Consider the following 22,451-nt stretch of genomic DNA (forward strand, 5'->3'; position numbering starts at 1 on the left):
AGCTTTTGTCACTCGGCAGGAATATCTAAAAGGGTTTGCAGAATATAGTCTACATCTGATTTTTTAAACTATTTCAATAAGGGGCTGACATGATGGTAAATGATTTGATTAACAGAGCTTACACAATTCAAGATGTTGCTAAACGAATTAATACTGGTGTTGGAACGATTAGACAATGGGAAAAGGATTTAAAGGGTTTGTTGACGATTCCCCGTTCAAAGCAAGGAGCGAGGTTTTATACGGAAAAAGAAATTTCCATGCTTGAAAAGATTAAGGATATGCGGGCAAAAAATCTGAGTAAAGAGATGATACGAATGATTTTAGAAAAAAATTCTGAAGAAAGTGAAGCCGCTGCGGGTCCTGTAGAAACTCTATTGCCGAAAAAAGCTGCAACTGAACTTAAAACAAGTCCCCCAGAAACTGAAGTAACGGACTTTGAAAAGTTCTACTCAGCGATGGAATTGTATAAAAAAGATTTACTGACTGATATTAAACAGGTTATGCAGACTAATGTCCAAAGTATGATGGATGAATTAAAAAATGATATTTATCAGGGCTCGCTAGACACAGTACAGAGCGTTTCAAAATCAATTCACCGATCTAATGAGAAGAGAAAGGAAGAAATTAATCGGCTGACAGATACGATTATTAATACACATGAACTTACTTCTGAAACGTATGGAACACTCACAACCAGCATTACCAAAGCTTCCGAAGAAACCATAGAACGACTCTCTAAAAAGATTACTAGATCATCAAAAGACTATAACAATACGATGAGTAAGGCTGCTATGACCGTTAAAGAAGCTCATAAAGAAATCCAGAACGTGTCCAATGTCTTTCATGATGAACAAGAGCATTTCGTGGAAACCATGACACAGAATCTAAAAGAATTAACGTTCGCCATACGCGATCGAGAGGATGCTTTTCAGGATATGGTTTCTTCTTTTAGAAAAGCAGCTGCAGGAAAGGATAAGAAATCATGGTGGAAACTCTTCGGTGCGAAACCGATAAAAAAATAAACGACTTCCCAATGGAAAGCCGTTTTTAGTATTTATGTTTTGATTTTCTTGTTCGCACAGCTGTCGAAGCTGGTTGCTTTTTAACCCATTTTAGGTATTTTTTTAACTCTTCGTCATCTTGAAGAAGCAAGATTGTATTTAGTCTTATCCCTAGAACTCGGTTTGAATAGAGTGCATGAATTTGTTTATGACAGGCTTTGCAAAGCATGGCAGTCGGCATATGACTGCCTCCTTCTTCTCTTGGTGTGAGGTGGTGAACGGTTAGTTCAATATCTTCCCTCTCACAAAGCTCACAAGTTCTCATCAATCAATCCCTCATTACCTTCAGTCTGGAATGACTGCATTCCCTTCTTCAACTATATGGTAGAGCAAGTGGGCAAGATGATGAATAGGGTCTGCTTCTTCTTCACTTTCATCCTCCTCATCATCCATGTTCATACCTAATGTATATAACGCCAGAAACTCATAAAAATCTTTCATTTCAAAAGAGTAACAGCCATTCGGTTCTTCATTATCTTCTTCATATTGAAGAACGAGATATGAAATATTTCCTCCATCATCTTCCGCATCAAAGAACACGAAGTAACCTACGTTTGTATCCAATTCAAACAAACGGCGTGTTCCACGTGTAGTTGAAGTGGTAAATTCCTGCTCAGTTAATTTTTGAATCTGCATAACATCCACATTATCTTCTTGGTGGAAGCTCACATTAAAGGTTTTCATACGTTAAAATCCTCCTCTTTTCACTCTACTTCTATAATCTGTCCACTTTTCTGGTTCATTATCGCTGTTTTTTCAGGAATATCCATTTCAAGACAGATTGGACAATGATCACTTCCAAGCACCTCGGAATGAATCGAAGCATCCTTTAATACAGGTATTAATGAAGTTGAAACAATAAAATAATCAATCCGCCAGCCAATATTTCGTTCACGGACTTTACTCATATACGACCACCAGGAATAACTGCCTTCACGTTCAGGATAGAAATAACGGAAGGTATCCACAAAACCAGAAGCTAATAAATCGGTCAGCTTGCCTCGTTCTTCAACTGTGAATCCTGAATTGCCTTTGTTGGATTTCGCATTTCGTAAATCAATAGCTTCCTTGGCAACATTTAAATCCCCGCAGAAAACTACCGGCTTTATTTGATCAAGCTCTTGAAGATAGGCACGAATCTCATCTTCCCATTCAAGACGGTAATCCAAACGAGTTAAATCACGCTTTGCGTTTGGGACATATACGTTAACCATATAAAAGGTTTCGAATTCCAACGTAATGATCCGTCCCTCTGGTTCTTCCGTGCGAATACCAATTCCGTAATGAACAGACAATGGTTTTTCTTTAGTAAAAATAGCTGTACCAGAATACCCTTTTTTTAAGGCATAGTTCCAATATTGATTATACCCGGGTAAATCCAGCTCAATTTGTCCTTCTTGTACTTTTATTTCCTGTAGGCAGAAGATATCCGCATCGACAGTGTTGAAATATTCAAGAAAGCCTTTTCCTACACACGCACGAATCCCATTTACATTCCAAGAAATCAGCTTCATATGCTCTTTTAAACTCCTTGTTGCTTAATTATTTTTCTAACACTACACTACTATACTATTAATTCCGCATGTTTCCTACATCCATGCTTCAATCTACAATACATCTGAAAATAATCGTGCAAACGACTCTTTTGAACGTTCACCTAAGCTGCGTTGTTTATACTCACTTAACTCTACAAGTTCACTGTCGAGGATATCTGATTCATAATGTGAGACAAGATCAGCAATCGATGAGTTTTCTAACATGAATACATTCACCTCAAAGTTTAAATGAAAACTTCTCATATCCATATTTGCCGTACCAATAGAGGCCATGTCCCCATCAACAATTATGACCTTTTGATGAAGGAACCCCTTTGTATAGGAATAAACCTCAACACCCTCGTTAAGAAGTTCCGTAAAAAATGACCGGCTGGCATACTGAGTAAGAAATCCATCATTAATCTTCGGAATCATTAATCGTACTTGAACCCCTTTTTTTGCCGCCACTTTCAAGGCAGCCCGTATCGCTTCATTTGGTACAAAATAAGGCGTAGCAATCCATATCGATTTTGTAGCACAAGAGAAGAGCCCATAATAGAAATCACTCATAATTCCCTGCTGAGTGTCTGGTCCGCTGGCAACTACCTGTACCGCTCCATCTCCCTTTTTATCAGTCTGCTTGAGCTGTGGACGTTCAGTAAGTACATCTTCACCGCTTACATATTCCCAGTCCAACAGAAAAACAGTATGCAGCGTGTAGACTGCTTCCCCTTCCACTTTCAAATGGGTATCACGCCAAAATCCAATTTCTTTATTTTTCCCTAAATACTCATCCCCAACATTTAGCCCACCGACAAAACCAACCTTCCCATCAATGATAATAATTTTTCGGTGGTTTCGGAAATTTAACTTTTGATTAAAGAACCCATACTTTAGAGGAAGAAAAGGCTGCACATTGACCCCAGCATCTTTCATATCTTGGATTGCCTTTTTATCTAATTTCATGCTTCCTGCAGCATCAAAAGTAAATAATACTTCCACACCAGCTCTTGCTTTGTCACTAAGTATCTCCATGACTTTTTTCCCGATTCGATCCGACCGAAAAATATAGTATTCAATATGTATATAGTTCTGCGCTTTTTCTAATTCCGTGATAATTTCAGGAAATGTTTCCTTGCCGTTTTTTAACACCTTCGTATTCGTCCCTGTACTAAAGGAAGTTTGTGAGGTGTTCTTGGCAAAAGTAGAAAAGCATGTTTGATGATCATTCAAAAAAGACAAATCAGGATCCGTGATATCATTGACAAGATCTTTCCATTCGGCCCGGTCCTTTCTCCGTTTCGTTTTAAATAGATGCCCCTTTAAGTATAACTGACCAGAAAATAGATAAAAAATGTATCCTCCAATTGGTAAGAAAACGAGAATCCCCATCCATAAAAGCGTATGATGGGAGGATCTATTCTCCAACATTAAAGAAAACAAAGTGACAAAGAGGGCGATTGTATATAATACCCCAAAAAACAATTTGACCAGAAAACCAGCGGAACTAAACACCATCATGTACATGGATAAAGCTAAAATTATTAAGTAAATAAACTCACTGCGGCGTCTTCTCATGTCATCATCCCTCAAAATTATGTAGTTAATTCTCTATATATACCCATTGTACCTCTATTCAGAAACCAACATACTCTGTACAAGATGAGAAAAATAGTTATATAGTGTGTAAGAAGTTAAAATTACTTGGGAGTGTGAGGAGAATGTCCAAATCAAGAGCAGCAAAATTGCGAAAGAAAAACCGGAATCAAGGGTTGTATGACGTGACAAACAGTCGAGGAACATGGGGTGCAATAGTTCCTGTTGTTCGAAAAGCGAAAACAAAGAAAGACACCCTACAAAAGCTTGAATGCAAACATAAAAAGAACCGTTTTCCGGAACAATCCGAAAACGGTCCTTTTTTATATTCAATCCTTTAACTCTTTATATAGCGCAAGATATTGCTGTGAAGAGGCAGTCCAGCTAAAATTAAGTTCCATAGCACGCGAGACAAGTTTTCCCCATTTTTTAGGTTCAAATCGATAAAGAGCAACTGCCTGTTCAATCGTATGCAGTAATTCATGAGCATTATAATTAGCGAAGCTAAAACCATTTCCTTCTCCTGTAAATTGATTATAAGGAATCACCGTATCCTTTAATCCTCCTGTTTCGCGAACAATCGGCAATGTACCATAACGAAATGCCAGTAACTGTCCAATTCCACATGGTTCAAAGGCTGAAGGCATTAGGAACATATCAGACCCCGCATAAATTTTTCTTGCCATTGTTTCATCAAAATACAGTTGTGCGGACACTTTCTCAGGGTATATGTCCATAAAATACCTAAAGGAATCCTCATACCGCTGATCTCCTGTCCCTAAAACGACAAACTGCACATTCAGACCAATCATTTCATGAAAAATATGGAGAATAAGGTCAATTCCTTTTTGGTCTACCAGACGCGTAACGATTGAAATAAGAGGTATGTCATCTCGTACCGGCAGCCCTAGTAATTCTTGTAGATGCTTCTTATTGACCGCCTTCCCCTCGCTATCTTCATAAGGCAGAAATATCTGTTCATCACGCTCAGGGTTATAGGAAAAATCATCAATTCCATTAACAATTCCATGCAGCTTAGTTCCTTTTTTACGAAGGAAACCATCTAAATTTTCACCATAATATGGTGTTTGGATTTCAGCTGCATAGGTTTTGCTTACGGTCGTTATGCAATCTGCATAAGCTAGTCCAGCTTTAAGGTAGCTGACATTCCCATAAAACTCTAACCCATCCATATGATAATACAGTTCGCTTAAGTCTAATAAGTCTGATAAAACCGATTTTGAGTAAACACCCTGATACCGTAAATTATGAATCGTAAAGACCGTTTTTATGTTTTCATAATAGGGATGCTTATCATAATGAGCCTTTAAAAGAACAGGTATCAACCCTGTTTGCCAATCATGGCAATGAATGAGATCCGGCTGATCCTTGAGATATGGCAAAGCTTCCAGCACAGCTCGAGAGAAGAAAGCGAACCGTTCGCCGTCATCTCCAAACCCATAACTGCCGTGCCGTTTAAAGTAATATTCATTATCAAGGAAATAGACTGTAATCCCCTGATAATCATATGTTTCAATGCCGCAAAATTTTGATCTCCAGCCTACCGGTACTTCAATACTCTTTATCCATTGCATTTGATCTTTATAATGTTGTGAAAGATCACCATATTTAGGTAAGATAACACTGACGTTTGCTCCTTCTTTGTTAAGTGAAAGAGGAAGAGCGCCAATGACATCCCCGAGTCCCCCTGTCTTTACAAAAGGAGCACACTCTGATGCTGCAAATAAAACATTCATGCTCGTAAACCCTCCATTACACGACTTCGCCTTTTTTGATTACAGTGGGCTGCTGTCTGGCCGTAATCGTTTGATCTTTCGTAATGATTACTTGTTTATCTGTAATAACATGGTCAATATGAACCCCTTCTTCAATATCGCCCTTTTGCATAATAATACTATTTCTAACAACTGCACCCTTTTTCACTTTTACACCGCGAAAAATGATACTATTTTCAACAGTTCCTTCTATGAAACATCCATTCGCAATCAGTGAATTAGACACTTTTGAGGAAAGGGCATATTTAGCTGGTGCTTCATGCTTTACCTTTGTGAAAACATCCCAAGAATTGTAGAAGTAGTCGTTAATGATATCAGGGTTAAGGAACTCCATATTGCTTTTGTGATACGTAGAAAGTGAATGTATGAACGGCATATGTCCAGCAAATTCATAGCCTTGAACTTGAAGGTATTTTAGATTTGCTTTTACTGCATCTTTCAAAAAATCGTATTCCTCATTCTCCACACATTTCTTGATTAAATCGATTAATAATTGTTTCCGTATCACATACGTTTCAAGACATACATGATCGCCTGTGGAAGGTGATGTATACAACTCAATATCAAGTACTTCTCCTCTAGAATCAAGCGTACACTGATGGTATATCGGTTTTTGAACGGCTTCTCCATCATAATTCTTATATAGGACCGTGATATCCGCACCAGAATTTTCGTGTTCTTGGACCACTTCATTAAAATCAATTTTACTAATATGATGACCGGGCGCGATAATCACAGTATCAGCCGTAGCCCGTTTGAAAAACTCTAAGTGATCATAAAATTGTTGAATATCTCCCTTGATTTGTTCATCGGGATGAATAGGCGGCAGAATGAACAAGCCCTGGGAGCGATGATCAAGATCCCATTCCTTTCCAGAACCGAGATGATCCATTACAGACCGGTACTTATCCTTCGTAAAAATAGCAACTTTACTGACACAGACATTCATAAAGTTCGACATGGTAAAATCAATCATCCGGTACCGGCCTCCAAATGGTACAGAAGCAAGACAACGATGATGGGTCAGCTCTTTTAATATTGGTCGTTCATTGACGAGATTAATTACACCCAGTACATTACTCATATAAGCTACCCCCTCAATTTAATGATCTTACGACTTTGCATACGTTGATGAAATGGTTTGATTTTCACCAATCAATGTAATGCCCGTTTTATGTGCACCAATAACGGCTCCGTCTTCAATAACGGTATCACTGCCGATAATGGCCTTCTCAATCGTGACATTTTTGCCAATCTTCACGTTAGGCATAATCACTGAGTCTTTAATGATTGAGCCGCTTCCAACCTGCACATTATAAGATAAAACAGAATGAACAACCTTGCCTGATACCATACATCCCTCATTGACTAAGGACTGTGTGACATCAGCCTCTTCAGAAATATATTGCGGCGGATGATTAGCATTCCCTGCGTAAATTTGCCAGTTCGGATCTTCCAGTTCAAAGACAGTCGGTTCTTCAAGCATATCCATATGAGCTTCCCATAGGCTTTCAACTGTCCCTACATCTTTCCAATAATCAGTAAATCGATATGCCTGCAAATTAGCTCCGTCATTGAGCATTTTAGGCATAATGTCCTTGCCAAAATCGTTGCTGGAACCTATATCTTTTTCATCTTCGGTCAAATATTTTTTAAGATGTTTCCAGTTAAATAGATAAACCCCCATCGATGCAAGATTATTCTTGGGATTTTTTGGTTTCTCGTCGAATTCAATAATCTGATCTGTATCGTCCGTATTCATAATCCCAAAGCGGTGTGCTTCATCCCACGGTACCTCAATGACAGCAACCGTCGCATGTGCACCCTTGGCAATATGAGCCTCAAGCATTTTGTTATAGTCCATTTTATAAATATGGTCGCCTGAAATGACGAGTACATATTCCGGATCATACGTATCAATATAATGAAAGTTTTGATAGACGGCATTCGCTGTGCCTTTGTACCATTCACCACCATCTTTATCCTTATATGGCGGCAGGAGCGCAACTCCGCCGTAATTCCGATCAAGATCCCAAGGACGCCCATTCCCTACATAGGAATTCAAAATATGCGGCTGGTATTGTGTCAGCACCCCTACTGTATCAATTCCTGAATGTGTACAATTACTTAATGTGAAATCAATAATCCGGTATTTACCGCCGAATGGTACGGCTGGTTTTGCTAAATCACTAGTCAATTCTCCGAGTCTCGATCCCTGACCACCTGCTAGAAGCATTGCTACCCATTTTTTAGATGCCATTTAAATTGACTCCCTTCTGCCGTTTTTTTGTTTGCTTCCTAAATATGGCCATTCCAAGCGGTGGTACTGTTATTTCCATACTGCAAGGTTGATTATGATGAGGAACCTTCTCCGCCTGAATGAAATCTGCATTGAACGTACCTGAACCGCCATAAGATTCTGCGTCACTAGTAAAGGCTTCATAATACAGACCACTCGTCGGAACCCCTATTTTGTAGTCCCGGTAAACAGAATCAGAGAAATTACAAACGATTAAACAATAATCGCCTTTCCGTTTTCCTCTACGTATAAAGGTGATAACACTCTGGCCGGTATTATCAGCATCAACCCATTCAAACCCTTCTGTTTCATGATCAAGACGCCATAACGAATGCGTTTCTCTGTAAAACTTATTTAATTCTTTATAATAGTTAAAAAATTTAGAATGTGACTCATAATCTAAAAGCATCCAATCCATTTCTTCCCGGTATTTCCATTCATCAAACTGCCCAAACTCACTGCCCATAAATAAAAGCTTTTTTCCAGGATGTGTGAATAAATATCCGAATAAAAGGCGTAAATTAGCGAATTTTTGCCAATAGTCGCCAGGCATTTTGTTGACTAATGATCGCTTTCCATGAACCATTTCATCATGTGAAAACGGAAGAACATAGTTTTCAGAAAATGCGTAAAAAAAGGAAAAAGTTAAAAGATGATGATGCTTGGGACGTTCATTTACAGAAAGCTTCATATATTTAAGTATGTCATTCGCCCATCCCATATTCCATTTGTAATTGAAACCAAGCCCGCCAGCAGAAGTTGGACCAGTTACCAGTGGATATTCAGTTGCTTCCTCTGCCATCATTAGTACGCCAGGATACCTCTGAAAGATGGTTTCATTCAACTTTTTTAAAAAGGCAATGGCTTCTAAATTCTTATCTCCACCAAATTGATTGGATAATTTAACAGGTAATGGGTTATCGTGATTTAAGTAAACTATAGAGGATACTGCGTCAATGCGGAATCCGTCAACATGATAGACGTCCATCCAAAACATTGCATTTGAAATGAGGAAACTTACAACTTCAGGCTTACTATAATCGAAACTATATGTCCCCCAAATCGGTCTCTCAGCTCGCAAGGGATCCGCCGATTCGTATAGGGGGGTTCCATCAAAACGTCCAAGCCCTTGGATGTCTTTACAAAAATGTGCAGGTACCCAGTCGAGAATGACCCCTATATCTCTTTGATGGCAGCGATCAATAAAGTACATTAATTGTTCAGGAGTTCCGTACCTGCTTGTCGCTGAATAAAACCCAGTAATCTGATAGCCCCATGAACCATCAAACGGATGCTCCATGACAGGCATTAATTCAATATGTGTGAAGCCATTTTCAACTGCATACTCCACTAATTCATCAGCAAGTTCCTGATATGTATAAAAATCGCCATTTTCTTTTTGCTTCCATGATGCAAGGTGAACTTCATAAATGGCCATTGGTTTATGGTAAATATCCGTCTTCTTGCGTTTGGTCATCCATTTTTGGTCATTCCATTTATATGTATCCAAAGGATAGACTACCGAAGCGGTTGCCGGCCGAAGCTCTGAATAAAAAGCATATGGATCCGCCTTTAATTCTTTCTTTCCGCCTGGACCAGTCACTTCGTACTTGTATATCTCTCCTTTTTTAAGATCTGGAATAAACCCCACCCATATCCCCGAAGAGGCTAATCGCTGCATTCGATTTTGACCGCCATTCCAAGCATTAAAATTCCCCACTACAGAAACATTTTTGGCGTGGGGCGCCCAAACTGCAAAGCGGACTCCATGGAAATTTTCCTCTGAAATCAGATGCGCGCCAAGCATTTTATAACTCTCGAATAATGTTCCTTCATGAAAAAGATAGACGTCAAAATCACTTGGAAAGAGTTGTGCGGGTACTTCAAACATTTTTTCCATTTCTTACACCTCCTCCAATTTAATGGTAATTCTTACTCTTTACCCTACTCTCCTATAAAATATTCGCCCTTCGATAAATAAAATCCTTTAATTAAAGATATAACTTTATATTAAAAACGCTTTCATATCAATAAAACAAAAAAAACCTCCATTTCTGAAGGATTTTTCGGATAAATGAAATGATATTAATTATTGCCCATTAATTGATTTGAAGACATACTCATGCGATTTAAAAACAGATAGGAAAGAGAAACAGACCAAGCTAACGGTGTATTTCCGTTTGGTACATTGATTCCACCAATATATAGTTCCGGAATCTCCCAATTATCAGGGATAATTCGTTCTGTTTTCATGACATATTCATAAGCTTTCTCATACATACCTAATTCAAAATAACATAAGCCCAGCCAAGGAAGGCCAAAACACCATTCTGCTTCGCTGCCTTCATTATAATATTGATCATAGGCATACCGAATAACGCCATTTGTCCGCTCCAGCTTTTCAGAAACCATTTCCACAATTTTTAGTGCTGTTTTCCGATCAACAATTCGATAAGGATAAACAAGGGACAAGAGGGCAAGGTCTGTCTCTTTGGTTATGCTTTCTCGTGGTAGGAGAAAACGCAATGTTTCTTCACCCTTTTGAATTAATTCATCATTGACATTTACCAGCATTTTCACCGAGTGTAAACCAGCTACACAAGCTCCCACGCTTGAAGCATGCAATTCAATATTTTCTTCCCACATTCCATTATCATGTGCTTCCCAGTACTGTAAACACTCTAGATAGTCTACTAATTTTTGAACCATCAACAGATCTTTTTCATCTCGAATAATCTTTTGCCCTTGCCGAATGCCCTCCCCAACTCCCCATAAGAAGGCTCCTAGCGCATCATTCTGCGCATGTCCCCACTCTTGACTGATCTCCTTTAATTCCGTCGAATAGCGAGAATGAATATGCTCGAAGAGATACATAGGTTTCTTTTCACGATGTATATCAATTTTCCATTCGTACGTTTTAAAAAGATCAAACAAAGCATGATAAGCTTTTTCATACCGTTCAGAAGGACTTTGTAGGAATGGCAGTACCGTATAGACCACATCACGTATCCAGACATAATTATAGTCTTGTGAGATACTCGCTGTATACGCACCATTGGGAAGACGCATCCGATCTAATACATCAAGCGCATCGTTTAATTTCATGTTAGACACCCCCGTTTTTTATCAGCTTTCATTGTTTATTTAAAGCGCTTTCAATAAATGAATAAAAATAAGTCCGAACAAGTTGATTTACATATGATAGTTTATGTAGATACCTGTTCATTTGATAATCAAGGAAAGGATATTCTACTAAAATGAACACTTGCCTACACCTTTAGCTAGGAATCGATGGTCTGTAAGGACTGTGCACTAGGTATATGGTCCTTATATAGAATGTATCGGTCATAGCTAAAACAATTTAATACTTTTTAAAAATAAAAACCAGTCTGCCCGTAAGCCATTTTAAGGTTGTAAAAAAAAGTATCTTTTTGTCCCATTTTTTCGAACTAAAGTCCCTCATTCCATTTAGTTCAAGAATTTTCACCACCCTTAGCTGCTTTAATCAGAATGGAACGCGAGCTGTAGATTGATATCGGTCTAACTAGACTATTTATCGGTCTGCCAGATACATATATCGGTCAAACCTGAGCAAGTATCAGTCCACCAAATTTTTATCGGTCTAATTGATGCTTGTATCAGTCTAAGCGGCTACTGTATCGGTCCAATTCACCTGTTTATCAGTCTGCCTCAATCCAAACAAACGATGTATGACTACTTTATTGTATATTGGCGAGTGTGGAGAAAGTAAAATCATCTCCTATATTTCGCAGAAAAAAAGGCTGTCGCAAGTTTCGACAGCCTGACGTTAGCCTTATAACCAACTGTTTACCTCACCTATTTTTTAATACTTCGGCAAGTTCTCGGTATATATCTATTACGTCTTCTATTTTCATTCGTACTAATCCACTCGATGAGGGAGCGACAAAATCGATGGTTCCCGGAACGATTGACGGGTTTTGAAATCCCCATTCCACCTTTTTCTTTCGTGAATATTCCTGATAAACACCCTTGCCCACGAAGCAAGCATATTTAGGCTTATAAGCTTGGATTTTTTCTTTCAATTGCTGCCGCCCAATCATGTATTCTTCTTTCGTAATATCCGCTGCTCCCACTGTGGGTCTCGATACAATATTCGTGAACCCATATCCAAGCTCCAGCAAGGATGCATCCTCTTTAGGTAAATACTTACGGGGTGTTAAGCCTGAATCATGAAGAATCTTCCAAAATCGATTGGCCGGATTTGCATAGTGATGTCCCTCTTCTCCTGAACGTATACTTGGGTTAAAACCGATAAAAAGAATGCGTAAGTTTTTATCAAGATGATCTGGAATATAATCCATATTCTACTCCTTTGACTATAAGTCCCTCTAGTATAATACAAGCTAACCAAAGTATCTATTCCCTCATAATCTCTTTAGCAACAAGCTGACCTGATTTTGTCACAATAGGGGTACCCCCGCCAGGATGAGTACTGCCTCCAACAAACCATAGGTTTTTGATATCTTTAGACTTATTTCTAATTTTAGAAAAAGCTTGTGTAAACGTATTAGAGGACATGCCGTAAATAGCTCCTCTATGAGCGCCGGAATACGCAGCAAGATCACTTGGAGTGATGATTTTTTGATACATGATGTTTTGCTTTAAGTTACTCAGCCCCCTTTTTTCTAACGTTTGAATGATTTTATCAGCATATTTGGTTTTAACTTGATCGAAAGCATATTGCTCAGTTATATATGGTGCATTGATGAGAACAAATAGATTACTATGTCCCTCAGGCGCTAGACTAGCTTCAGAATTACCTGAATAACAAATATATATAGCCGGGTTGTCTGGGAGCTGTTTCTTTATGAAGATATCCTTAAACTCCTCTTGATAGTTTTCGGGAAAAAATACGGTATGATGTTCAAGTTGTGGATACTGTTTACTTACGCCTAATAAAAGGACAAACCCTGACAGGGAAGGCTCATAGCTTGCTAGTTTACGATTAGTCATCGATGACCGGTGAGCTTCATCAAGTAACTGCTGGTAAATGGTCAAGGCATCGCCATTAGCCACCACAAGATCTGCTTGCAATAGGCCCTCTGCCGTTTCTACTCCCTTCACCGTAGCTGATTCAACATAAATCTTATGTACTTCGCACTTTTTTTTAATCGTAACTCCAAGTTCCACAGCTAGTTTTTCGAAAGCTGAAACAATCGAGTAGGTGCCGCCTGTCACTCCGAAAATCCCTAATTTCCCCTCTAGAAAAGCCATCATCGTAAAAATCTGCGGAGCTTGATTCGGCGCTGAGCCTACATAAGTTGCATACCTGCCAAAAAGAGCCTGTGAATTAGCGTGACTAAAAAAGGAAGATAGGCTTTGATTGATCGACGTGAACGGTTTTATTTGTACAAAGCTTTTTAGCAGCTGCAGATTTAGACGATCCTGCCAACGCAGTAATAATGTATTTAAAAACCGTTTTTCAGCTATTTGGTACATTTTCTGAGAGTGTTCTAGAAAGGCTCGATACTGTTTGGCATCACGGAAACTATATTCAGCGATTTGCTTTTCCATATCTTCCGGTATATCGGTAAGATCAAGTGAATGACCATCACTAAAAAAATGTCGAGTCATGTTGTTAATTCGATAGAAGTGCAAATAATCGTCAATCTTTTTTCCAGCTTGTTGAAATACTTCCTCAAAAGCCGAAAGCATCGTAATCGTACTCGGACCTAAATCAAACGTATAGCCGTCTTCTTCTATTCGCTTCAACTTTCCACCAAGCGTCGCTTCTTTCTCAACTATGGTTACCTGGTACCCATTTGCAGCCAGGGAAATCGCACATGAAAGCCCGCCAAGACCTCCCCCAATGATTATAACTTTCTTCATGTATAGCTCCTCCCTTTCCATAGGTATCCTTTTTTCGACCAAGCGATGCGCACACTATCTAAACCGATGACAATTACCATACAAATGCTGAGTGGAATCAAGAAGCCATAATACCAAGGTAATCGGTTAGCACGATCGATTATTGCTTTAATAGCAGCTCCAGCCATCATAAATATGATTCCAGGATAAATAAGGGCAGATTCAGACATAATCCCTATCACCACGAAGATTGGCGGGACAAGATACAAAAGACTATAATAACCAAAAACAAGGAAAAGGAGAAAAAAGTTCCGATTCACACCTTGAAAGATATTCTTGCGGTACCCACTCCACACCTCTGCAGCATTTTGGTACATTTTCATTGAAACATATTCACTGATTTGTGCGAGAGTAAAAGTAAAGCCGTGTTTTTTTACCAGCCTTGCTAGTTCAATATCATCAATGAGCGTAGATCGGATAGCAGAATGTCCGCCAATTTGGTTGTACACCTTTTGTTCGATTAGAATAAAGCCGCCATGAGCAGCAGCAAACCGAGGGTCTGATGATGCACGGACCAGCTTGACTGGCAGATGACAGGCCACCAAAAACATCATCATTGGGACAACGATTTTTTCCAGCCAGCTATCAACTTGTTGCTTTGGAAAGCCGGAAATCATCCCCTTTTCTTGTTTGGTTAAAACAGAGATTGCTTCCATCGCATTTCGTTCCAATCTGACATCTGCATCTAAAAATAAATACCAGTTTGATTTTGCTGCCAATGCCAGTTGATGACAAGCATAGGACTTTCCAAGCCAACCTTTTTCAAGCGGTTTCCCCTCTAGTAAGGTAATGATGGGATAGCGTTTTGCTAATTCCTTAACAATATAAGCTGTCTCATCACTTGAATTATCATTCAGCACCAAAATTTCTGATGGAAGCATGGTTTGATTGACAATGGATAATAGGCATTCCTCAATCCTGTCCGCTTCATCGCGGGCTGGTATTAAGATGGATAAAGATGGCTTACTTATCTTTCTATCTACATGGGCTAAGCGAGGAAATTGCCGTAAATTCCACCAAACAAAAAGGAATTGAAAAAGTAAGGTGCCACCAATTATGCTGAGAAACAGTGTCATTTCTTCCCTCCTCTTTTCCAAGCATTGTATAAATCACTCGTTGATTTCCCCTGTTTAAACGCTGGCACGAACGCTTCATCCTGTGAAAAGTCAATATCCCCTATAGTCGTCTCTCGATGAGTATTCATTTGAGTCTCAAGAATACTTGCAAGCTGGATTGTCAAGGCGCCACGTTCAGTTTGCTTTCCTTTGATAGGAATGGCCTCGCCAAAAACAAGTGATGCTGTGGGTTTTTGAAGCTGACTAAAGGAATAATAAATACTCACAGGCTTAATTGCCACTTCATCAAAGCGATTAATGAGAAAGCCTGCCCCGTTCTCAAACTGTAGTGGTCTTTGCTCTTGGTGAACAATTTCTCCTTGAGGAAATAGCCACACATTATGCTTATCTTTTAAGAGGTTTTCTGCATATTTCAGGCTTTGTCGTAATTGACTGCCATTCTTCCGATCAACTGAAAATGCACCAAGCTTACGGAAAAACGGGTACGTTTTAAGGCCCTCTTCATCCATCATCATATATTGCTCGTTTACTGAGTACTGTTGGGCAAGCTGGAATATGAGTAATCCATCCCACCATGAACAATGATTAGCAATGTATAGTACGGGAAGTGATGAATGATGATCGAATTCCCCTTTGATTAATAGCTTTGAAAAATGTCTTTTTAATAAATAGCAAGATTGATAACGATAAAATATGCTGCTAAAGAGTCTGCTTTTCTTGGCGGTAATCAAGCTGATGTCTCCCTTCACAAAGAAGAATGATGAATAGCGCTAAAGCTGCAATAATAGGTAATTCTTCTTTCCAAGCGAGCAAACCAAATAAGAGTATCATTAGTTGATAGATTCTTATTGCCCATATACGGTTGCTTGCAGGAATTTTTCTTAGGGGAAATAAAAAGGAAAAACAAGCAGCGATTATTCCCCAGCTTAAAAAATTCACAAAAGGAACGCCAAAGAACCCGCCTTCAGCTTCCCAATGCCAAAAGTTTCGTACATATGCCACTGGATCTAGTATTAAATCGAGCAAGACTACCCAAAATCCAGTTTCCAGTGCCCGTAAGGTCTTTGAGCGTTGATTGGACAGCAGCAAACTGTTTAAAATTACGCCTACCCAGGCAAGTGCAATCGTAAATGGAACGCCTAAAACTAATGGACCAAGTGTCGGATAATAATAATACTCACCAAATGGAAAGCCTGTTTTAATTCCAATGTATTCGATGGCAAAGGTTATACTAGCGATGATGCCCGCTTTACTAAGGAACACTCGACGAGTCTCGAATACGGGTAAACTCGTTTCGACCAAGCTGAGTGCATAAAAAACTAAAAACAGCCCATTTGAAAATTCAAGCCAAGGCGGCACCTCAAAAAACACCATCAATACTAACCCCACTGTATACCAACCAAGAAATAGATACCTAAGCTTCACGTGATACCACACTGCATGAAGCTTCCTTAACTGAACAGGTGATAGCTTTCAAAAAAATCTCCTGTTTTTTCTTATCAGTCACAATGGCTCGTTTTGTGTATACCTGATAATTATTTACAACGACCTGTTCCATAATTGCGGCATAGTATCCTGCCGCTAGTTGGATACAAAAAGCACTTTTTTCGGGGTATGTTTCCAGCTTTGTCATTCCTTTAAGAAACCAACGGTCCGCTAGATTCATTAACTCGTTTATCATCGATGTAAAGTTGGCATCGATCACACCATGCGAAAAGTCTGAATCTGAATAGCCATGCTTATCCATTAACTGTTTTGGAATATATCTTCTGCTTCTTTCCTGATCTTCGCCAACATCGCGAATAATATTGACAATTTGCATGGCTTTCCCCAGATAGATTCCAGCTTCTTCAATTTCTTTAGTTGGCTGGTTATGAAGGACCGGCAGCAGCATTTGTCCGACCGATCCTGCCACCTGCTCACAATATACGTCTAATTCCTCCAAGCTGGTGTACTTTGTAAAGGTCAAATCAGATGCTTGACCTTGCATTTGTTTATAAAATGGCTCTTTGGTTAGTGGAAACTCTTTGAAAAGCCACCGTAGTGAAGGCCAAATAAAATGTCCGCCGGCAAACTCCAAGTGGGTAAATTGATCTTTTAATTCGCTTAATGTGTAGGGAGATTGTTCGGGTTCATCAACTGAATCATCAATCATTCTACAAAAGGCATAGATGACAAAGACCCCCTCGCGTTTAGGATAGTCTAAATGTTGAAAGGCACTGTAAAAGCTGGCAGATCCTTTCTTCATCATTTCTTCACATGCACGCATTACGGCAGAGTTTTTCATTAGCCCAGCTCCTTTTTAATTTGTTGACTTAACAGACGTGAGCCCTGCATCACAATCGGAACGCCGCCCCCAGGATGAACAGATGCGCCAACACTATATAAGCGGTCAATTTTATAAGGCTTAACCTGCGGCCTAAATCCACCGGATTGCATGAGGATAGGGGCAATGCCGAAGCTGCCGCCTTGATAAAGTCCATCTTTAATTGAATCGGCTGGCGTACGAATATCCTGCCAGACAATATGTTCTCGCAAGCCTTTAAAGAGGGCTGTTTCCGCTTTGTCGATTACTTTTTGAACCAATTCATCCTTTATTTGATCCCAGTCAATGTCCTGACCAGATGGTACAGGGATGAGAAAGTAGAGGACGCTTTCGTTAGCAGGTGCGGCCTCTGCATCGATACTCACTGGATTGAAGACATAAAAGGAAGGATCCTCTGGCACCTGTTTGGTCTTAAATACCTGTTCCATATGGTTGTCGAAGGAATCGGCCATAAAAAATTGATGGGTTTTGGCCGCAGGGAATCTCTTTGTTACACCTAAATAAATGAGCACACAGCCTGAAGATGGGGTGTAGTTTTTTTTCTTAACCTGTTTGTTGTCTGGAATCAATCCAGGAAGGTTTGGGAAATCTCCGTTAAATACCACTGCATCATATAAATTGATAGTTTGATTGACTTTCACACCCTTACAAACATTTTGTTCAACCAATATCTCCTCAACCTTTGCTTCACGATGAATGGTCACTCCTTGTTCAAGACATGCTTTTTCAAGAATAGCAGCAAGGCCGGCATAGCCTCCCTTTAAGTACCAAATACCATGAGCATGCTCACTATACGAAACCAATCCATAAAGTGCAGGGGCTTCTAGTGGTGATCCTCCAATATAGAGAGATTGTAAGGCATAGGCATCTTGCAGTTTTGGATGGTCAAAATAAGAAGCTAAGAATTGTTTCATAGATTTATAAGCTCGGGATTGCAACAATAGTTTAATGTTTTCAGGGGTTAAGAAATCTCGTTTTGTTTTAAAGGACTTACTTAAAAAACGATCCACCCCAATTGTAAATATCTTTGACATATCAGAAAGATAACGTAAGTAATGAGCCCCTTCACCTGGAAATACCTTTTCTATTTCTTCAAGCTGCCGAGGTAAATCTCGGTATTTTGTATACGTACTTCCATCCGAATAATGCAAATCATATAGCGGTTCACACGAAATGAACTCTAATGCACTACTCGGTATGCCTGCTTCAGCAAGAATTTCTTTTAGCATCTCAGGCAGGAGAATAATCGTCGGCCCCTGGTCAATTTGATAACGACCGTTTCCTTGATAAGCAAGCCGGCCTCCAACCGCCGCTTCTTTTTCATAGATGGTAACTTGTTTGCCTTGTTTCGCTAATAATAAAGCGGAGGTCATCCCCCCAACGCCAGCTCCAATGACAGCGATCTTCATACCATCTTCACTCCCTTTTCAGTATTGAGAGTTTTTTGAATTCGCTCTTTGTGTTGATACTGGTTGATTAATAAATCACTGCTGATTTTTGCGGATTCAAATATTGTAGGCAGTCCGCTTCCTGGATGTGTACCTCCGCCTACTAAAAAACAATGTTGAACATCTTCAAATTGGTTATGCGGACGCAAATACATCATCTGATCAAGACTGTGTGCAAAACTGAAGGTAGCCCCTTTATAGACGTAAATATCATTCTGCCAATCTAGTGGAGTAATGATTCGTTCTGTTTCTATAAGCTTACGAATATCATGCAGCCCAGGCTCCTGTTCCAGCCGCTTGAGCATAGCTTCTTTAATCGTTTCTTTTTCTGTTTCCCAATTAATGTCGGCCTGAAGGTTAGGAACCGGCATTAAGACCATTAAGGCAGATTTACCTTGGGGAGCAAGGGTAGGATCTATACGAGAAGGATTATGTACATAGATAGATGGATCAGCAGACAAGACCATTTCTTTTGTCATTTCATCGACATTTTTTTTATAATCCTTCGCAAAGAGAATCATATGATGTGGGAGTTCTACCTCTGCATCAATGCCTAAATAAAGCATAAACGTTGAGCATGATAGTTTTTTCTTTTCTACTTTTTCTTTGCGGTATTTCTTCAAATCTTTTTGATCAAAAAGATGGGTAGCTGCATGACCAAAATCTGCATTGATAATGACATCATCTGTTTCAACGATTTCACCATTTTCTAAATGCAATCCAACGGCGATTCCATTTTCAACAATGACCTTTTTGACACCAGTTCCTGTTTTAATCGTGCCGCCATATTCAATCGTCACATCCGCCATTGCCTTACATAACTGATTCAACCCTCCTGTTGGGTGGAACAATCCAAATCCATGCTCTAAATAGGAGAGAATCGTAAACGTTCCGGGACAATTCCAAGCAGACATCCCTAAATACTTCGTTTGAAAAGAAAAGGCCCATTTTAATCGTTCATCAGTAAAGTAGGTTGATAGCTGTCCGTAAACTGTATCGAGAGCATTTATTTTAGGTAAAGCAGTCAGCATATTTAGAGTCAAATAATCTGTCAGCTTTGAAAACGGCTGTTGTAAAAGCTTCATGACGGAATCAAATTTCTCTGCTTCCTTGGTCATAAAACGTTCATACCCTTTTTCATTACCTGGAAAGGTTTGTTTAAGTAACGCGAGCATTTCTTCCCTTTTACGTGTGGGAGAAAACGAAACGCCATCTTCGAATTTCAAGGTATATAACGGATCAACTTCTTGAACGTCTACGTAATCATGTAAATTTCGATTAACAGACTCGAATAACTCTTCTAACAATTGAGGCATCATAAAAAAAGTAGGACCCATATCAAACGAATAATCACCTAATGTAATTCTTGATGTGCGCCCTCCGATATAGGGTTGTTTTTCAAATACAGTGACGTCAAACCCCTTGGAACTCAAAAGCATTGCCGCTGCCAATCCTCCTGGTCCAGCACCGATAATACTAACTTTTTTATTTATTTCCACATTTATTCCCCCTAAATTTAAAAAAATCATGTACACGTATTGTATAATGTTATTATAATGAATGTATAACATATGTACAATTGTTTTTCGTTAATTTTTCTAAAAACTTATACATTGGTTATACAGGAAGTGAGTGAGTAACTATGTTTGGAATTCAAAAAGTCTCTGAAATGACCGGAATCTCTTCCATCACATTACGAGCATGGGAAAGGAGATACGGAATTATCCAGCCTAAACGAGCAGATGGTGGGCATCGTCTCTATTCTGCTGAAGATATCGATGATATTATTTGGGTCAAGAAACAAAAAGAAGAAAAGGGAATTTCATTAGGACAAACGATGGAGCTTTTAAAAAAACGGAGGGGAATGGAATCCCAGAACCAAAAAAAAATCCCCCCACAATTCGGGGGAGGAAGCTTTGAGGACTTTTCCGCAGAGTTATTTGATGCACTCATCAATTACGAAATGAAGCTTGCTGATAAACTAATTAACATCAGTCTCGCTATGTATGATTTTGAAGAAGTTTGTCATTATATTTTTATCCCTATTTTACATAGAATTGGGAACGAATGGGCTGACGGAAGACTAAGTGTTGCGCAAGAGCACTTAATCAGCAGTTTTCTTGAACGGAGGATTCAATCCTTTCTTATCGAGGTACCAGAGCAGCCGTTGGCAGTGCGGGCAATCGCTCTTTGTCCAGAACTCGAGCAGCATAAAATCGGTCTGTTATTGTTTTCCCTATTTCTTAATAAACGTGGAGTTCAGGTCTATTTCCTCGGACAAAATACACCTGTAGACTATTTAGAAAAAATGATTGCTGTTAATCAAATCCGATTGGTGTGCATTTCTATGACCATCAAACAGAGCAGTGAAAGCATCCAAGAAATGATAACGAAATTATCACGTTCCTTTAACGACATCACGTTTGTCATTGGGGGTGAAGGGACAAATTTCTTACCTGCAGATTTAACGTTTTATCAAATAAATGGGGGTCTTGAGGAGTGGAAGAACTGGTTTATCGAGTTTAAACGGAAATGAAAACAGCACTTCGGATAACCCGAAGTGCTGTTACTTTTTAAACGTGTATGACCTGTACCTTTTGAATCGCTTCGCGAAATTCTTCTGCTTGAATTGTAATTCGTTGTAATAGGTTTTCATCCTCTATTGGTGCTGACAAATTTTCTTTGTTAATTTTCTTGTCTATTATATAGATTCCTTGAAGCGGCTGTCCTTTCAAGACGGCGATTAATGGTTTCAATGCGTAATCAATAGCCAATAAATGTGCCGGACTTCCACCAACCATGATTGGTAAAACGGGTTTATTCTTTAATGCACCTTCTGGCAGTAAATCAATAACCGTTTTTAATACACCCGTATAGGATGCCTTGTATACAGGAGAACCAATAATCACTCCATCCGCTTTTTCAATCAGCTCAGAGAACTTTTTTATTTCAGGACTATTGTACCGAGCATGAATTAAGTCACCTTCAGGGAAATCACGTACGCTTACAGTCGTTACCTTAAATCCATGCTGTTCAATAATTCCTTTTATAAAGTCCAGCGCCAAATCTGTTCGTGAGGGGGAGGAAGGACTCCCAGATAAAATTACAATTTCACTCATAGTGTAGGATCCTTTCCTGGTTCGTGTTTTATCGTCTTGCTGCTTGAAATAATTTTTCTAACACACAAAAATATCCCCATTCATAGAGAAAGAGGACATTTTGAATCTACTCTTATCTCTCAAGACACTACTTGCTGGATTTAGCACCTGCTTGCTCGAAAGCATAGGTTGCTGAAGCTTCAAAGGGCCAGTCCCTCAGCTTCTCTTGATAAGAATATTAAGTTGTAATTATCATAATTGTTCGAATAGTTTCTGTCAAGATTATATATAAAAACCATACTCATT

21 protein-coding genes and 1 riboswitch are annotated in these 22,451 nt (G+C 39.2%); of the genes, 3 read left to right on the forward strand and 18 right to left on the reverse strand.

Annotation, left to right across the window (positions count from 1 at the left end):
- Nucleotides 1-92 precede the first annotated feature (92 nt).
- On the forward strand, nt 93-1,022 hold the full coding sequence (locus tag MHI18_RS21605) for a MerR family transcriptional regulator (RefSeq protein WP_340850438.1): 930 nt from the start codon (nt 93-95) through the stop codon (nt 1,020-1,022).
- Nucleotides 1,023-1,047: 25 nt separating this feature from the next.
- On the opposite strand, the gene MHI18_RS21610 is transcribed toward MHI18_RS21605, so the two are convergent.
- From MHI18_RS21610 to cls, 4 genes are all read right to left on the reverse strand, one after another.
- On the reverse strand, nt 1,048-1,326 hold the full coding sequence (locus MHI18_RS21610; protein ID WP_340850439.1) for an HNH endonuclease: 279 nt from the start codon (nt 1,324-1,326) through the stop codon (nt 1,048-1,050).
- A 20-nt stretch (nt 1,327-1,346) separates the two neighbouring features.
- Entirely contained in the window at nt 1,347-1,745 is a 399-nt protein-coding gene (locus MHI18_RS21615) for a cytosolic protein (protein WP_340850440.1), read from the reverse strand.
- 20 nt (nt 1,746-1,765) lie between these two features.
- On the reverse strand, nt 1,766-2,575 hold the full coding sequence (locus MHI18_RS21620; RefSeq protein ID WP_340850441.1) for an exodeoxyribonuclease III: 810 nt from the start codon (nt 2,573-2,575) through the stop codon (nt 1,766-1,768).
- A 93-nt stretch (nt 2,576-2,668) separates the two neighbouring features.
- Entirely contained in the window at nt 2,669-4,174 is a 1,506-nt protein-coding gene (gene cls / locus MHI18_RS21625; protein ID WP_340850442.1) for a cardiolipin synthase, read from the reverse strand.
- Nucleotides 4,175-4,317: 143 nt separating this feature from the next.
- Between cls and MHI18_RS21630 the strand changes: the two genes are divergently transcribed.
- On the forward strand, nt 4,318-4,533 hold the full coding sequence (locus MHI18_RS21630) for a hypothetical protein (protein WP_340850443.1): 216 nt from the start codon (nt 4,318-4,320) through the stop codon (nt 4,531-4,533).
- On the opposite strand, the gene glgA is transcribed toward MHI18_RS21630, so the two are convergent.
- The 13 genes from glgA to MHI18_RS21695 form a co-directional block, all read right to left on the reverse strand.
- Nucleotides 4,522-5,949, reverse strand: coding sequence for a glycogen synthase GlgA (gene glgA, locus MHI18_RS21635; RefSeq protein ID WP_340850444.1), 1,428 nt, complete (start codon nt 5,947-5,949; stop codon nt 4,522-4,524). The genes MHI18_RS21630 and glgA overlap by 12 nt on opposite strands.
- A gap of 16 nt (nt 5,950-5,965) precedes the next feature.
- Entirely contained in the window at nt 5,966-7,072 is a 1,107-nt protein-coding gene (glgD, locus tag MHI18_RS21640) for a glucose-1-phosphate adenylyltransferase subunit GlgD (protein WP_340850445.1), read from the reverse strand.
- 27 nt (nt 7,073-7,099) lie between these two features.
- Nucleotides 7,100-8,248, reverse strand: a complete 1,149-nt coding sequence (locus tag MHI18_RS21645; protein WP_340850446.1) for a glucose-1-phosphate adenylyltransferase — start codon at nt 8,246-8,248, stop codon at nt 7,100-7,102.
- Nucleotides 8,238-10,187, reverse strand: coding sequence for a 1,4-alpha-glucan branching protein GlgB (gene glgB / locus MHI18_RS21650; RefSeq protein WP_340850447.1), 1,950 nt, complete (start codon nt 10,185-10,187; stop codon nt 8,238-8,240). The genes MHI18_RS21645 and glgB overlap by 11 nt, the downstream gene beginning before the upstream one ends.
- A gap of 185 nt (nt 10,188-10,372) precedes the next feature.
- Nucleotides 10,373-11,392, reverse strand: coding sequence for a glycoside hydrolase family 15 protein (locus MHI18_RS21655; RefSeq protein WP_340850448.1), 1,020 nt, complete (start codon nt 11,390-11,392; stop codon nt 10,373-10,375).
- Nucleotides 11,393-12,120: 728 nt separating this feature from the next.
- The gene (mug, locus tag MHI18_RS21660; protein ID WP_340850449.1) at nt 12,121-12,630 is read right to left on the reverse strand and encodes a G/U mismatch-specific DNA glycosylase; all 510 of its coding nucleotides are present in this window, start codon (nt 12,628-12,630) and stop codon (nt 12,121-12,123) included.
- A 55-nt stretch (nt 12,631-12,685) separates the two neighbouring features.
- Nucleotides 12,686-14,158 (reverse strand): phytoene desaturase family protein, encoded by a 1,473-nt coding sequence (locus MHI18_RS21665; RefSeq protein WP_340850450.1) that lies wholly within the window; start codon nt 14,156-14,158, stop codon nt 12,686-12,688.
- Nucleotides 14,155-15,273: a glycosyltransferase gene (locus MHI18_RS21670; protein ID WP_340850451.1), complete on the reverse strand. Its 1,119-nt coding sequence runs from the start codon at nt 15,271-15,273 to the stop codon at nt 14,155-14,157. The genes MHI18_RS21665 and MHI18_RS21670 overlap by 4 nt, the downstream gene beginning before the upstream one ends.
- On the reverse strand, nt 15,270-16,004 hold the full coding sequence (locus MHI18_RS21675; RefSeq protein ID WP_340850452.1) for a lysophospholipid acyltransferase family protein: 735 nt from the start codon (nt 16,002-16,004) through the stop codon (nt 15,270-15,272). Before MHI18_RS21675 ends, MHI18_RS21670 begins: the two co-directional genes overlap by 4 nt.
- Nucleotides 15,973-16,647: a carotenoid biosynthesis protein gene (locus MHI18_RS21680; RefSeq protein ID WP_340850453.1), complete on the reverse strand. Its 675-nt coding sequence runs from the start codon at nt 16,645-16,647 to the stop codon at nt 15,973-15,975. The genes MHI18_RS21675 and MHI18_RS21680 overlap by 32 nt, the downstream gene beginning before the upstream one ends.
- 40 nt (nt 16,648-16,687) lie before the next feature.
- Nucleotides 16,688-17,560 (reverse strand): phytoene/squalene synthase family protein, encoded by an 873-nt coding sequence (locus MHI18_RS21685; RefSeq protein ID WP_340850454.1) that lies wholly within the window; start codon nt 17,558-17,560, stop codon nt 16,688-16,690.
- Nucleotides 17,560-19,008 carry a phytoene desaturase family protein gene (locus tag MHI18_RS21690; protein WP_340850455.1) on the reverse strand — a complete coding sequence of 483 codons (1,449 nt, stop codon included), beginning with the start codon at nt 19,006-19,008 and terminating at the stop codon, nt 17,560-17,562. Before MHI18_RS21690 ends, MHI18_RS21685 begins: the two co-directional genes overlap by 1 nt.
- On the reverse strand, nt 19,005-20,546 hold the full coding sequence (locus MHI18_RS21695) for a phytoene desaturase family protein (RefSeq protein WP_340850456.1): 1,542 nt from the start codon (nt 20,544-20,546) through the stop codon (nt 19,005-19,007). Before MHI18_RS21695 ends, MHI18_RS21690 begins: the two co-directional genes overlap by 4 nt.
- 143 nt (nt 20,547-20,689) lie before the next feature.
- On the opposite strand from MHI18_RS21695, the gene MHI18_RS21700 reads away from it, so the two are divergent.
- Nucleotides 20,690-21,583 (forward strand): MerR family transcriptional regulator, encoded by an 894-nt coding sequence (locus MHI18_RS21700; protein ID WP_340850457.1) that lies wholly within the window; start codon nt 20,690-20,692, stop codon nt 21,581-21,583.
- 37 nt (nt 21,584-21,620) lie between these two features.
- Here MHI18_RS21700 and ssuE read toward each other — a convergent pair whose 3' ends face one another.
- Nucleotides 21,621-22,166, reverse strand: coding sequence for an NADPH-dependent FMN reductase (gene ssuE / locus MHI18_RS21705; protein ID WP_340850458.1), 546 nt, complete (start codon nt 22,164-22,166; stop codon nt 21,621-21,623).
- A 109-nt stretch (nt 22,167-22,275) separates the two neighbouring features.
- Nucleotides 22,276-22,381: riboswitch (SAM riboswitch) on the reverse strand.
- Nucleotides 22,382-22,451 lie beyond the last annotated feature (70 nt).

This window comes from Peribacillus sp. FSL H8-0477 (assembly GCF_038002765.1).
In the GTDB taxonomy this organism is placed as follows: domain Bacteria; phylum Bacillota; class Bacilli; order Bacillales; family DSM-1321; genus Peribacillus.

What these genes read in the sequence shown, in the direction of transcription:
- MHI18_RS21605 (WP_340850438.1), top strand. Translation starts at nt 93, where the DNA reads ATGGTAAATGATTTGATTAACAGAGCTTACACAATTCAAGATGTTGCT.
- MHI18_RS21610 (WP_340850439.1), bottom strand. Translation starts at nt 1,326, where the DNA reads ATGAGAACTTGTGAGCTTTGTGAGAGGGAAGATATTGAACTAACCGTT.
- MHI18_RS21615 (WP_340850440.1), bottom strand. Translation starts at nt 1,745, where the DNA reads ATGAAAACCTTTAATGTGAGCTTCCACCAAGAAGATAATGTGGATGTT.
- MHI18_RS21620 (WP_340850441.1), bottom strand. Translation starts at nt 2,575, where the DNA reads ATGAAGCTGATTTCTTGGAATGTAAATGGGATTCGTGCGTGTGTAGGA.
- cls (WP_340850442.1), bottom strand. Translation starts at nt 4,174, where the DNA reads ATGAGAAGACGCCGCAGTGAGTTTATTTACTTAATAATTTTAGCTTTA.
- MHI18_RS21630 (WP_340850443.1), top strand. Translation starts at nt 4,318, where the DNA reads ATGTCCAAATCAAGAGCAGCAAAATTGCGAAAGAAAAACCGGAATCAA.
- glgA (WP_340850444.1), bottom strand. Translation starts at nt 5,949, where the DNA reads ATGAATGTTTTATTTGCAGCATCAGAGTGTGCTCCTTTTGTAAAGACA.
- glgD (WP_340850445.1), bottom strand. Translation starts at nt 7,072, where the DNA reads ATGAGTAATGTACTGGGTGTAATTAATCTCGTCAATGAACGACCAATA.
- MHI18_RS21645 (WP_340850446.1), bottom strand. Translation starts at nt 8,248, where the DNA reads ATGGCATCTAAAAAATGGGTAGCAATGCTTCTAGCAGGTGGTCAGGGA.
- glgB (WP_340850447.1), bottom strand. Translation starts at nt 10,187, where the DNA reads ATGGAAAAAATGTTTGAAGTACCCGCACAACTCTTTCCAAGTGATTTT.
- MHI18_RS21655 (WP_340850448.1), bottom strand. Translation starts at nt 11,392, where the DNA reads ATGAAATTAAACGATGCGCTTGATGTATTAGATCGGATGCGTCTTCCC.
- mug (WP_340850449.1), bottom strand. Translation starts at nt 12,630, where the DNA reads ATGGATTATATTCCAGATCATCTTGATAAAAACTTACGCATTCTTTTT.
- MHI18_RS21665 (WP_340850450.1), bottom strand. Translation starts at nt 14,158, where the DNA reads ATGAAGAAAGTTATAATCATTGGGGGAGGTCTTGGCGGGCTTTCATGT.
- MHI18_RS21670 (WP_340850451.1), bottom strand. Translation starts at nt 15,273, where the DNA reads ATGACACTGTTTCTCAGCATAATTGGTGGCACCTTACTTTTTCAATTC.
- MHI18_RS21680 (WP_340850453.1), bottom strand. Translation starts at nt 16,647, where the DNA reads ATGGTGTTTTTTGAGGTGCCGCCTTGGCTTGAATTTTCAAATGGGCTG.
- MHI18_RS21685 (WP_340850454.1), bottom strand. Translation starts at nt 17,560, where the DNA reads ATGAAAAACTCTGCCGTAATGCGTGCATGTGAAGAAATGATGAAGAAA.
- MHI18_RS21690 (WP_340850455.1), bottom strand. Translation starts at nt 19,008, where the DNA reads ATGAAGATCGCTGTCATTGGAGCTGGCGTTGGGGGGATGACCTCCGCT.
- MHI18_RS21700 (WP_340850457.1), top strand. Translation starts at nt 20,690, where the DNA reads ATGTTTGGAATTCAAAAAGTCTCTGAAATGACCGGAATCTCTTCCATC.
- ssuE (WP_340850458.1), bottom strand. Translation starts at nt 22,166, where the DNA reads ATGAGTGAAATTGTAATTTTATCTGGGAGTCCTTCCTCCCCCTCACGA.